At 44.8% G+C, this 12,475-nt stretch carries 14 protein-coding genes; 3 read left to right on the top strand and 11 right to left on the bottom strand.

What is annotated here, in order from left to right:
• Positions 1-238 precede the first annotated feature (238 nt).
• Both EJ063_RS08285 and EJ063_RS08280 read left to right on the top strand, forming a co-directional pair.
• Complete coding sequence (locus EJ063_RS08285) at positions 239-730, top strand: VOC family protein (protein WP_126573804.1); 492 nt, start codon at positions 239-241, stop codon at positions 728-730.
• A 279-nt stretch (positions 731-1,009) separates the two neighbouring features.
• Entirely contained in the window at positions 1,010-2,044 is a 1,035-nt protein-coding gene (locus EJ063_RS08280; protein WP_126573803.1) for a GGDEF domain-containing protein, read from the top strand.
• 28 nt (positions 2,045-2,072) lie between these two features.
• Here EJ063_RS08280 and EJ063_RS08275 read toward each other — a convergent pair whose 3' ends face one another.
• From EJ063_RS08275 to EJ063_RS08255, 5 genes are all read right to left on the bottom strand, one after another.
• Complete coding sequence (locus EJ063_RS08275; protein WP_126573802.1) at positions 2,073-2,729, bottom strand: DUF2726 domain-containing protein; 657 nt, start codon at positions 2,727-2,729, stop codon at positions 2,073-2,075.
• Positions 2,730-2,814: 85 nt separating this feature from the next.
• Positions 2,815-3,606: a hypothetical protein gene (locus EJ063_RS08270; protein ID WP_126573801.1), complete on the bottom strand. Its 792-nt coding sequence runs from the start codon at positions 3,604-3,606 to the stop codon at positions 2,815-2,817.
• 8 nt (positions 3,607-3,614) lie between these two features.
• Positions 3,615-4,373 carry a substrate-binding periplasmic protein gene (locus EJ063_RS08265; RefSeq protein ID WP_126573800.1) on the bottom strand — a complete coding sequence of 253 codons (759 nt, stop codon included), beginning with the start codon at positions 4,371-4,373 and terminating at the stop codon, positions 3,615-3,617.
• Between the two features lie 128 nt (positions 4,374-4,501).
• Entirely contained in the window at positions 4,502-5,185 is a 684-nt protein-coding gene (locus tag EJ063_RS08260; protein WP_126573799.1) for a response regulator, read from the bottom strand.
• Entirely contained in the window at positions 5,182-6,801 is a 1,620-nt protein-coding gene (locus EJ063_RS08255; protein WP_126573798.1) for an ATP-binding protein, read from the bottom strand. Before EJ063_RS08255 ends, EJ063_RS08260 begins: the two co-directional genes overlap by 4 nt.
• A gap of 333 nt (positions 6,802-7,134) precedes the next feature.
• Here EJ063_RS08255 and EJ063_RS08250 point away from each other — a divergent pair, with 333 nt between their 5' ends.
• Positions 7,135-7,359 (top strand): hypothetical protein, encoded by a 225-nt coding sequence (locus tag EJ063_RS08250; RefSeq protein ID WP_126573797.1) that lies wholly within the window; start codon positions 7,135-7,137, stop codon positions 7,357-7,359.
• Between the two features lie 36 nt (positions 7,360-7,395).
• On the opposite strand, the gene EJ063_RS08245 is transcribed toward EJ063_RS08250, so the two are convergent.
• The 6 genes from EJ063_RS08245 to EJ063_RS08220 are packed head-to-tail and all read right to left on the bottom strand — an operon-like array spanning position 7,396 to position 12,256.
• On the bottom strand, positions 7,396-8,565 hold the full coding sequence (locus EJ063_RS08245) for a tetratricopeptide repeat protein (RefSeq protein WP_126573796.1): 1,170 nt from the start codon (positions 8,563-8,565) through the stop codon (positions 7,396-7,398).
• On the bottom strand, positions 8,562-9,179 hold the full coding sequence (locus tag EJ063_RS08240) for an energy transducer TonB (protein WP_126573795.1): 618 nt from the start codon (positions 9,177-9,179) through the stop codon (positions 8,562-8,564). Before EJ063_RS08240 ends, EJ063_RS08245 begins: the two co-directional genes overlap by 4 nt.
• Positions 9,179-9,583: an ExbD/TolR family protein gene (locus tag EJ063_RS08235; protein ID WP_126573794.1), complete on the bottom strand. Its 405-nt coding sequence runs from the start codon at positions 9,581-9,583 to the stop codon at positions 9,179-9,181. Before EJ063_RS08235 ends, EJ063_RS08240 begins: the two co-directional genes overlap by 1 nt.
• Positions 9,580-10,137 carry a MotA/TolQ/ExbB proton channel family protein gene (locus EJ063_RS08230; protein WP_126573793.1) on the bottom strand — a complete coding sequence of 186 codons (558 nt, stop codon included), beginning with the start codon at positions 10,135-10,137 and terminating at the stop codon, positions 9,580-9,582. Before EJ063_RS08230 ends, EJ063_RS08235 begins: the two co-directional genes overlap by 4 nt.
• Positions 10,137-11,492, bottom strand: a complete 1,356-nt coding sequence (locus EJ063_RS08225) for a MotA/TolQ/ExbB proton channel family protein (RefSeq protein WP_126573792.1) — start codon at positions 11,490-11,492, stop codon at positions 10,137-10,139. Before EJ063_RS08225 ends, EJ063_RS08230 begins: the two co-directional genes overlap by 1 nt.
• Positions 11,492-12,256 carry a DUF3450 domain-containing protein gene (locus tag EJ063_RS08220; RefSeq protein ID WP_126573791.1) on the bottom strand — a complete coding sequence of 255 codons (765 nt, stop codon included), beginning with the start codon at positions 12,254-12,256 and terminating at the stop codon, positions 11,492-11,494. The genes EJ063_RS08225 and EJ063_RS08220 overlap by 1 nt, the downstream gene beginning before the upstream one ends.
• Positions 12,257-12,475 lie beyond the last annotated feature (219 nt).

The following is a 12,475-nucleotide window of genomic DNA, read 5'->3' as shown; positions in this document are numbered from 1 at the left end:
ACAAATTATGTAATTATTTTTCATTTTTGACCTTTATTGTTATTTTCCGTGAAATGCGTCGAATGAACACCAACACGTATTTCCCTTCTTTTTACACATCACAGTGCTGAGTTATTTTTAATAACAGAGATTTATTAAAATAATAATTATCGATAATTTTTGTTTCTCATCGTCTGCACCTATACTTCATTTCATCGAAACAAAGCACGAAACGTATTAATCAATTTTGGAGAATGTTATGAAAATGAATCACGTTGGCATCATGGTTGGTGACATGGACAAAGCCGTTGAGTTCTACACAAAGGCACTAGGTCTGCGCATTGTAATGAATAACACCAAAGTTATTGAAGAGCGTGAATCTGCGATTGGCCGTATGTGTATCGCAGTCTTCGGCGAAGGCTTCAAAGGTTTTAATATCGCGCACCTTGTGACTTCAGACGGTATTGGTGTAGAACTGTTCGAAATGAAAGAGCGTCAGGAACGCCACGAAGTGGACTTCTCTCGCCTAGGTATCTTCCACTTCTGCCTGCAGGTATCGAAAGAGCAGTTCGAAACAGCAATCAAGCGCGTTGAAGAGTTTGGCGGTAAGGTTCGCATGGATATCCACCGTTACCACCCAGAAGACGAACTAAAACAAGCGCAAATGGTTTACCTAGAAGACCCATTTGGTAACTTATTTGAGTTTTACTCACATTCTTACGAAGAGACCTACGCGTCTGATTACGAGTAATAGCTAAAAAATAGCACTGAGGGGGCCTGGTTTTTCCAGCCCCCCTCTTTTGTTTCAGTCATTTATATATAGGGCTGACTTAGCTTAATTCTCCACCAGATCCGCACTGCACACTAACTGACCATTTCATCTCTAAGTCATTGAGTACAAATGGGTAGCATTCGGTATATATCCATGCCATTAATGTGATCTTCGTCCAGTTTTATCCTTGATTCCACCAATGAAACGAATACTATGACGTCATATTCACATTAAAGCATATACTCGTTAAGGGACGTCATGGAGCTAGACATATTCAACCCCTCGCGCCAGTTGCGAAGAGCGGTGCTGTTCTGGTTAAGTATATTGCTTGCGTTCTTAGCTTTGATCGTTGCAGCTCTCAATACCTTCTATGGTGGCTACTACCTTCTTGCTGCTGTCGAAGTCCTTTGTAGCCTATTCTCTCTTTACGTGGCGTATACTTGCTACAAACAAGAAGATATTTCCCTTTTCTGCTCCAACAGCTTTGTCTATGTTCTCGTCGGTGTGGTTTTTCTTGCGACTTATGTTCACCCAATCGAACATGGCAGCTTTCTCTGGAGCTTGCTCTTTCCCGTCTTGTTCTATCTTATTTTAGGCAAACGCTATGGCATCATCGCGACCGGCGTGGGCTTTGTCAGCCAAGTCGTACTTGTCATGCACAAAACCTATCATGAAGGGACGCTTAACTTCTTCGAGTTATCCATCAACTTTATGCTGGCCTACTTAGTTGCTTGGCTCGCGGCCCATATATTAGAAGTCAAACGCAGAACATCAGAAACGTCTCTAGGATTACTTGCTTCTCGTGATGCATTGACCGGCGTCTATAACCGACATGCACTGGTCCATAATTTCGAACGCTACCGATGCGAAAGCAGTAAAACGCCGCTTTCTTTGCTGATATTGGATCTCGATTTTTTCAAGAACGTGAACGACCAACATGGTCACGACATTGGCGATAAAGTGTTAGTCCAAACGGCTGCGCTGATTGATAGCCACTGCGACGAGCACCTAGTGTATCGGATTGGAGGCGAGGAATTTTGTATTGCGCTGCATAATACACAGGTAACGCAAGCGGCCCATAAAGCGGAACAAATTCGAATTGCGATAGAGCATTACACCTTCAATGACCGACACAACCCGATTCACCTCACAGCCAGCATTGGCATTTATCAATGTGATCAATACAAGAGCTTAGAAGACGTCTTAAAAGAGGCGGATAAAGAGCTCTATCGCGCGAAAACAAATGGCCGCAACCAAGTCATGGTATGCGGCCAACAGAAGTGTTTAAATTAATTAAGTGCGCTTGCAAAGCAAACTGTGATTACTCGGCTTCGTCAAACACCACATTATAGTTTTCTGTATAAGTACACTGTGGTTGACGGCTACAAGTAAAGAACCGTCGACCTTTGTGCTCTCCTTGACTGGCGATCTTCACTGTCATTGGGCTACCGCAACGCTTACAAAACCTGACTTCTTTGTCCGATTCGATCAAATCGATATGAGCGGCGAGTAGACGTCTTAATCTTGATACCTGATAGCTGTGCTTAATACTCGCTCCAATCAGTGGAATACCCGCAGATTTGCACACATGAATCAGTAGTTTTTGACGATCAACTTTCCCTTTATTCAGCTCTTTGCCGTTATCTAATTCAATTGCGACACGAACTTCAAGCGTTCTAGGATCGCAAACAACAAAATCAAAATAGCTCTTTGCGATTCGGTTATTGGCGATAAACCACTGCTTTTTCTCTGTCGCGAGAGGTGTTAACACATTGGCGAGGTTTACTTTAGCGAGCACAACACCATGCTGGCCTACTGCACTAATCAAGGCGTTATAGAAAGCGGTTTCTTGCGAGTTAAGCAAGGCTCCTTTTTTCTTGTACGCACTATCTTTGAGCTCATCTTGTCTTAAATAACGCTTTTGAATCACAAAGAAGAAGGCGACTAAGATGACAACGATGATAAAAACACTTTCCATTTGAGTAAAATCAACCCTTTAGCAAGCTATACATTGATTAGTTGATTCTATACGCATAGACATCAGGATGTTAGTGTTTTTGACCTCAACTTTCTGGGAGTTCAAGGTTTATCACGACCCTACGCTCTTCATTCAACCGTTTTTTACTTTCTCCCCAATATTTATCGATCAACCTATCGATCACGCCCTCTACTTTTGCTTTTTGAAGTGCGTCTTCAATGAGTTGCTGATGAGGTAAGGTGGCGCTTGATAGGTAAAATTTGAAATCACGTTCATAAACAAGTAATAGGTTTTTCTCGACCACAAGATGGCTGTTTAGATCGGCTTCGTTGCTTGCTTCGTTGATGCCTCTAGGAAAGTAATTCACCTCCCCATCCACACTTAGGGATTGGTAGAGCGAGCGCCACTCCCCATCGGCCACATACACTTTAAGATGATTGTTTTTCCATACATCCACATCAAACCAGTTCATACCAAGACCAGCGACTAGGTTAGATTCTCGCAACGCTTCAAGGGAACGAATCTCATCAAACCGTGTTTGCAGTTCAGGAGGAATTAACAGAACTCTCCGCCCTATCAATCCATTGGTTAGTGGCACAGAAATCGATGGGTAGAGCTGGTCTCTCCGTTTACTGCTGATCAGCCAAGTCAGGCTTAGCTGATTGCTTTCTACCATCTTAACCACACGCTTTTGGGGAATATGTTCACTCGGGGTTGTGATGGTAACCTTGTGCCCTGCCCTTGATAGCGATTCATACAGTAGCTCATGGTAGAAGCGGTGCCCGCCATCAACTTGTGAAGGAAGGACGAGCGTCAGTGACTCCCCAGCGACACTTTTTAGTGATACCACTACGATCATGAGTATCCATAACTTCATAGTTCACCTTACCGATATTTTGAAATAATGCGCTCAAATGGGCTTGCGGTGCCATCTTCTGTGACTTTTAACTCATCAAGCGCTCGCTGAAATTCTCCAACTAAACGACTGTCCACTTCCAAATTGAAGGCAAAATAGAGTTCGCCTTCATTTAATACGTAAACCACCTCGTAATCATCCGTATTTTGCCCTGCTTTCTTCAACCACCATTTCGCAACGTTCTCCTCGTAAGCCCATAGGTCAATACGGTCTTTGATCATCTGGTTTGCGAGAGTTTCTGGCACCGAGCTTTCAACCATCGAGTCTCTTGGTACACCGAGCTCAAGCAATAACTGTTCTCCTACGTCATCACGAATAACGCCTATCCGGTATTGCGCTAACGCCATAGAATGCTCAATTTGAATCTGCTGAGATTTTTTCGCCAGTACAACGATTCTGGTCGAGGTAATTGGACCGGCCCATTGGAAGATATGCTCTCTGAGCTGGGTACGCGTTGTAGAGAATAAAACGGTATTGGTTTTGATCAGCGCTGAACGATAAGCTCTAGGCCAAGGCTGCACTTGAATCTTGTCACGCGAAATGGTGCTTTGAACTTGCTCTCCAACCGCGGTGAGTACATCCACTGCAATCCCTTGGAGGCTCCCTTCCTCTTCAAAATTATAAGGGGGATACTGTTCAGTTAGGTAGGTTAGCTCATTAATTTGAACCGCTCGTGCAGTCTGAGCTAATACTGCAAAGCTAACGAGTAAATAAATAAAAAGTCGCATAGACGACCTCTACATGGTGTGTATGGCTTTATATAAATGTAGAGGTCGATCTCATTTACGTCTAGAAACGTGACGTCAGCGAGAGATTTTGTCGTGCCTTACGGCAAATTTAGGCGGCTTTTTATCGTTTACTGCGCTTTTTTGTAAGTGCGCTCTGGCCTGCCCACCGTTCCATAGTTTAGATCGGCTTCTAGCTCTCCTGTACTAATTAAATACTCTAGATAACGGCGGGCAGTGGTTCGACTCGCGCCTATCAACTCCCCCGCTTCATCGGCAGTCAGTAAAGTCGTTCCATTGAACAAAGCTTTAATTTTATCGAGAGTGACCCCATCAATGCCCTTTGGCAGTCGATTTTTAACGGGATCACTGCTCACTGGTGATTGCATCATTTTGTCGACCATGTTTTGGTCTAAGCCGTCGGTATGATCAAACTGATGCTTCTGAGAAATGTACTTCGTTAATGCCGCTTCTAATCTTGGGAACACCACGGGCTTTAATAAGTAATCGACCACACCGCCGCGCATAGCTTGTTGAAGTGTTTCTACATCTCGGGCAGCAGTAATCAATATCACGTCACAGCCAATATGATCTGAGCGAAGTTGGTGCAAAATCTCTAGGCCAGTGCCATCGGGCAAATAGACATCAAGTAGCAATAAGTCCGGCTTGAGAATATCGAGCTGAAGGCTGGCTTCTTGCTTCGTGGTTGCAATACCAATCACTTCATAACTGTCCATTTGCTCTAAATAACGTTGATGCAACTGAGCAATCGCCAAATCATCCTCAACAATCATGATGCGGGTTAACTCGGTCATCGTTGCTCTTCCTTCGGTAAATAAACTGTCATCCTTGCTCCATGTTGCTTATTGTTTAGCATTTCAAGTTCGCCATGATAGCGAATCGCCAGTTCACTGACTAAATAGAGTCCAACACCCCTTGTTTGGCTATCTTTACTTGAAACGCCTCGTGTGACCAACGCTTGTGTACTTAGGGTATTAGGTAGACCGCACCCTTGGTCATTCACTTCTAAAATCACTTCGTTGCCAAAGTCGCTGATCGACACTTCAATGGTCCGTCTATTAGGGGAAAGTAGCGGTTCAAGGCGAATCGCTTCTCTTGTCGCATCAAAGGCATTATCAATCAGGTTGCCTAAAATCGTCACTAAGTCTTCTGGGTTGATTCGGTTCGGCAACGGCTCAAGTCGAGAACCTTCCTCTACCACCAATACTAAGCCGAGTTCACGTGCTCTTTCAGTTTTACCGAGTAACATGCCTGCTATAAGGGGCTCTTTAATGGTCTCTCGCAAGAACTCAATAAGTGCTTGGTAATGCGCCGTTTCTTGACCAATTAAATACTGCACGGCATCCAGCTCCCCCATTTGTACCATTCCGCTGATCGTGTTGAGTTTATTGCGGTGTTCGTGGGTTTGAGAGCGCAGCATCTCTGCGTATTCTTTGGTTTTCGCTAGCTGTTCTGTCAGTTCAGTGAGATCGTCCCTTAGACGGAAGCTCGATACCGCCCCAACCACTTTGTCATTGACGATGATCGGGCTTCTGTTCGCGATGAGACGTTTATCATTCAGATACAAATTAATATCGTGATCGGTTCGAGCAGTTTCGATCACCGTATGTAAATCACTTTCGGGTAAGACGTCGCTGAGCGGTCGGTTTATACATTCCGATTTGACCAACCCTAAAATCTGACACGCACTCTTATTAATAGCGCGTAATTTGCCGCCTTCATCAATGGTGATGATGCCCTCTTTTAATGTTTCAAGGGTAACGTCAAGTTCCACATAAAAACGCCCAATTTCCTCAGGTTCAAAGCCAAGGATCTCACGCTGAAAACGGTGTGATGCATAGCTAGAAACAACGCCATTCGCCGCAACAACAAGCAGTGCCATGCCAAGAAGATAAATGAGAAATGGTTCGATTCTATCTTGAAGCCGGTCAATCAAATAACCAACTGAAACTACACCAATGATCTCTCCATTGGCATTTAGAACGGCTGATTTTCCTCGGACAGAATAGCCTAAAGAACCTTTGGCTACCGAGATGTATGCTTCGCCATTAATCAAAGCGCGGTGGTTGTCACCGCCCTTCATTGGCTTACCTACCCGCTCATCTATGGGGTGAACTAAACGTATCCCTTTATGATCGCCAATAACAATGAATGTGGCGCCAATAAGAGTGGTGAGATTCCGGTAACGCTGCTGAGACTCGTCTGACACACCGTTTTCTATCATCTCGATGACATAAGGTGATTTCGCAAGAAATGAAGCGACTCCGAGCGCCTTATTCCCCATCTCGTCTTCTTGAGCATATTTGACGTATACAAAGCCCGCTGCAACTAACAACAGTAACTCAATCAACCCAGATAAGGTCATGATAATCAGCATTCGATGTCGAAAGCTGATACGACTCCATTTCATAACGACTCCTTGTAGCGCTTACAAGATAACATCTGAATAACAATTTCATGAACGAGAGAAGCGTTGATTTGTGATAGCGAGGGGCAATAATTGATAGAAACCTCTTATAGTGGCTTAACCAACAATCAGCTAACTGCTTGTTTTTAGAACTATGCAAAAAATCTAAATATAAAACCAGTGGAATAGTTGACTTAGATCATACGATTTTTAGGTTATTTTTTACCCAATAGTGCGTTTTGTTTCGTATAATTATTGAGCACTACAATGTGTGGTTAGGTTTTTAAGTGTCTTAACAGAGATTAAAACAACAGGCACTGGCGAAAGGGAAAGACGATGAAACGGGATGTTTTTGGGATCTGCATATCAAAGAATATGCTATCAAATAATCTATCGAGTACGTTCACGCACATCAGAGCGTACCAAAAGCTTGGTAAAGGAGAAGATGTGGCTGTTTTGCATGCATTTCCTCAATTATCGGGCCAAGAGTTACTGCACAATATGAACTCCTCGCAAACGCTGCTTTGGCGCGCGGAGTTTGTGTGTTCTAGCTTAAAATAAGCATCAAAAAGGGAAGCTTAATCGCTTCCCTTTTTATTAGCTTGTTGATTCTGCGTTCACTTTGCGTAACTGAGACAAATACTTAATCCAGCTCTTCGCTTGATTTGAAGGTTGCGCTGCATCGGCGCGTTTGGCTTCAATCAACGCATTCTCTAACTGATAGAGTTTGTAGAAGGCTCTGGTTTTGGCTAAAGCCACGTCCGCTTTTCTGCCTTTCACCTTATTCAGTACCACTAGCGATTCCTGATAATGCCCTTGTTGCACCATTAGCTGAGCGACATTCCAGAGATATTTAGATTCATGTTTAGCCGCTTGCTGCCAAATTGAGATTGCCGTCTCCCACTCTTTCGCTGCTTGCCAATAGGTGGCTTGTTCAACCAACAGCGCAGCATCCTGACCCGCCCCCTCCAATTGGCTGATTTGAAGCGCGGCTCTCTCTGGGATCCCTTTTTTCGCGTAAAGCTGCGCGAGCATTCTTAGGTCGCTTTGGCTAAGCTCCAGCCCTTTTAACTTAGCTAGAGATAGCGTATCGAGCGCAGCCGAGTCTTGGCCAATTCTTAGTTGTAAACCGACTAATTGACGCCACCAGTTTGTTTGAGAAGGCTGAAGTTCAATAAGCAGCTTAATTGTTGGGATTGCTTGTCGCCACTGCTCTAACTGAAGCTGAGACGCTAACTTAAGCGATAACGGCTGTAATCGCTCTATCGATTGGTCACCTAAGGCTTTGTTTGCCGCTGCAATCACTTTTGACCACTCGCTAAGTTGGTAATGAGCTTGAGCAATACGCAACCAAAGGTCTTTCGACTTTTCTTTTGCCAATGAGTTTGAGCTTAATGCATAGTAATGCTTCAGCGCTGATTTGAACTGTTGCTGATTGAGGTAGAGGTCCGCCAACATTCTCTGAGTAAGCCAAGCTTGCTCATCTTGCAGTAATCCGCTCGACACCGCTTGCTCTAAATGACGAATCGCAAGCGCCTCTTGCCCATTCTGCCAATGAAAAACGCCTAACATTCTGGCGATAAACGCTTGGTCATAACTGCGACTGGTTTCGGTTTCTTTGAGTAAAGCGATCGCTTGTTTTACCTGTTCATTTTGCGCCATTTCATTCGCTTTCTGAACGCGTATCGCTGTGTATTGACTCAATTGTTCAGCGTGTACTGTTGCAGAAACAAACAGCACTGCCAACGTCATTAATCGTTTGATCATTGTGCTAATTTAAACTCCAGTTTCACCGTTTGACCCAGTTGAGCCATTGCCTTCCCATCCACAACTTGTGGTTGGTACTTCCACTTCTTCAATGCGCGTACGGCTTCACGTTCAAACATGCGTTTAGGCTTCGCTTCCAACACTTCAATATCGGTTGGTTTACCCGTAGGACCAATCGTAAACTTCATCACTACATAGCCCTCTGCCCCGCGTTTTAGCGCCTTAGCCGGATAACGAGGTTCAACTCGGTACAGCGGCATAGCCTGTTGGCTACCACCAAAATCACTGAATGTCGGTGCATTAATCGCAATTCCTGAGATCGCGGTATCCAAGCTTAGTGGAGAATGCGACATTGAGGTAACTTGCGTCAAGGCGGTTTCAACACTTTGCGTTGGCGCTTGATCTGGAACTTGAGGAGGTTCTGGCTGTTCTGGTACAGAGCGCTGCCTTCTTTGCACGTCTTGCTCGTTCTCAACCATCACCATATTGAAGCTCAGTGGCGCTTGCGATTCGGGCGCTCGGCGATGACCGGCATCCACCATCCAAGCCATCAAGCTGAATGTAGCGACTGCCAATAACACCGCTATTGGCATTGCGATCAATAAACGACGCACTAGATCTTCTCCGCTGCGAGCGCGATGTTCTTAACACCAGCGCCTTTGGCCGCATCCATGACTTTTACCACGGTACCGCTGTAAGCGTGCTCATCAGCTTGGATAACTAGTGAGGCATCAGGCTTATCCAGTAGGAGGTGTTCCAACGTGGCTTGAACACGCTCAACATCGACCATGCGTTTATCAATGTAGATATCGTTTGATGATGTTACCGCAACGAAAATACCGGCTTCTTTTTGGCTAACCACATTGCTGGCTGTTGGTCGATTGACCTCAACGCCAGATTCACGAACAAAAGAACTGGTTACGATAAAAAAGATCAACATGATAAAGACGATATCTAGCATCGAGGTAAGATCAATTTGCGCTTCGTCTTGTTTAGAATGACGTCGACCGAGTCTCATCGTTGACTCCTTAAAGATTTTTCTAATTTAACTTCTTGTCTTTGGCACACTTTCACCAAGCGTGCATGACAAAACATACCGGTAAGCGCTGCAACCATGCCCGCCATTGTCGGCAGCGTCGCTAACGAAATGCCAGAGGCCATTAACTTGGGATTGCTGCTGCCTTGGGCGGCCATCACATCAAACACGCTGATCATTCCCGTTACCGTGCCGAGTAGACCGAGCATTGGGCAGATCGCAACCAGTACCTTGATGATATTTAGGTTCTGAGTCAGCAACAGATTCGCTTCACTTAACCAGCCATCACGAATGGAAAGTGCATACCACGAGTGCTGTTCTTCACGCTGCTGCCAGGCTTGCACCCACTGACGTCGGTGGTTTGGGAACGAAAAGCACAGAAAGACGATACGTTCTATGATGAGTAACCAGCACAAACAGACAACCGCCAACAACCACCAAAGAACTGGTCCTCCTTGCTGCATAAATGCTTGAAGTGACAGAGCCCACGAACTGGCTGCAATCACTTCAGGCAATAAGGAGAGTACAGAATCCATTACGCTGCATTCCCAAGTGGTGCTTTTTCAGAATCCATCGCTTTTTCTGCTTGCTGCGCCACTAAAGCAATGCCCTGCTTTTCAAGAATGTTGCGAATAGACTCCGCTTGAGAGCTAAGAATGTTGTGTGCTAATAGGAGTGGCATTGCTGCAATCAAACCGAGAACCGTAGTAACAAGTGCCATCGAGATACCACCAGCCATCACTTTCGGGTCACCATTACCAAACTGAGTAATCACTTGGAAGGTTTCGATCATGCCTGTCACCGTACCCAACAAGCCAAGCATTGGCGCTAACGCAGCAAGAAGCTTCAGCATTGATAAGCCTTTTTCAAGTTTCGATTGCTCATCAACCACAGCTTCCAAGAGTCGCAGCTCGAGTGCTTCAACGGTTTGTGACTTATCTTTCGAGTACACAGATAACACACGACCTAATGGATTGTCGGTTGGGGTCTGTGGTGATTTAAGTTGACGACTGATCTTTTGACGCGCAGACATCAAGCTCAAACCGCGAACCAGTGAAATGGCTAAACCAATCAATAGAAGCGCAATGATGACTTTACCCACTGCGCCGCCCGCTTGGAGTCTATCCCAAGCACTTGGTGTTAAAGCAAGTTGTTCCAACATGATGCCGCGAGATGGGTCAACAACAACATTCTGTGTAGCGCCTTGAGTTAGAGACGTTAACTCGGTACTAACCGGTCCATTTTCTGGCTGTTTTGGGTATAGCGTCGCGATCTCTTTCGAACCATTCCATTTTAGGTAGCCCGCCTCTCCCACGAGTGCGAATGAACCTAATCTAACCGCTGATACCGTTTCTCTTTTACCGTCACCATTGAGCTGAACGATCTCTGTCTGTTCAAACTCACCAGAGGCATCAATTTGCTCTTGCATTGCTTGCCAAAGCGCCGTCAGTTGGCTCATTGATGGCAAGTGAGTAGCCGCGACAATTTGCTCAAGATCTTGACGGAAACTTTGTTTTCCAGCGCCAGTCACAGAGTCATGCAGCTCTGAATCTAACTCTTTCGCATTTTGACGAACAACGCCAAAGACTTCACCTAAGCTACCCGTTTCTAAACGAAGATCTTCTTCAAGACGAGCCAATCTGTCTTCATTTTCACTGAATGTTGCTGCGAGTTTTTCATTCTCGGCTTGTAAGGTACTACGTTGTCTTACCAGCTCCGCTTTAAGTGCTAACAGCTCTTTTTCTGTCTGCTTAAAGCCTGACTCACGAACTTGGTTATGTTGGCGTTGCTGTTTCGACTCTTGCTGCGATAACGACACGAGATCATCAGCAAAGACAGGTTGCGCTAACATCGATAGAGCGATTGCCGTGGAGATCATCAATTTTTTCATTAATTGCTCTCCGCTTGAGTAAGAGAAACTGGCAACGTAATTAGGCTTGGAGCACTTTGTTTGGTGGCAATGCTGAACGCTTTATCGATATCTGTCTTCATCGATGCATCAAGCTCTTGCCAAGCGTTACTCGCTTGATTCCACGACCAAAAATGCGTGCCGTTTAGGCTTCGTGCAACCAACGAAAGACGTCCTAGGTAAAGAACGTCCGTTTCCAAAGACTCGCCATTCACAACAATTTGACCTTGGTAGTGGCCAAGTTTCGTACCGTAATCCAGTTCAATTTGGTAAGCCTCGAGAATACGGCGATATTTCTCTGCGTCACTGACATCAGCTCGAGTCATCATTTGCTCTAGCTTTTCGACTCGTTGCTGACGCTGTTCGGCTTTAATCGGCATGTCTTGTTCAACATGCTCTATTAACCCATCAATCATTTGGTACATCAAAGGTACAATGCCTTGACGGGTTTCTTTAATCTGGTCGATTTGACGATCAAGACTGTCCACTTCCGCATTTTGGCTGTTCACCAATGCCGTTAAGTGATCTCGGTAAACAGAGAGGTTTTTCACTTCTTCCTGGAGTTGTTCAATTTCAGCTTGCAGTGCTAACGTTTTTTCTGCACTTGCATCAATACGTTTTTGGCTAGATGCAGAAGATGAGTGAGTCTGACTTTGAATTTTCTGCGCTTGGTCTAGGCTTGTTGCCATCAGCGTTGAGGAATACGTTGCGACAATAAGTGCAAAGCTGGATTTAACTAATTTCATAACTTAAGTATTCGTTTAATGAATGCAAGTGAGAACAACTCTCATTGCGAATATCACCATGATAAGATGGTTTTCTAGAATTGCAATTGTACTTACAATTTATACAAAATAGGGAGAAAAGCTAAGCTATTCTCCCTTCATCTATACTAATTGTTTATTGATAGGGTCTGTTGACCTTTCGAGATGATTTTTGCAGCAGTTTGTGGGCTTTTTATGCAA

Origin of the sequence: Vibrio aquaticus (assembly GCF_003970385.1) — a bacterium.
Lineage (GTDB): Bacteria > Pseudomonadota > Gammaproteobacteria > Enterobacterales > Vibrionaceae > Vibrio > Vibrio aquaticus.
Note: the sequence above shows the minus strand (reverse complement) of the source record. Positions and strands in the feature narration are given on the sequence as shown.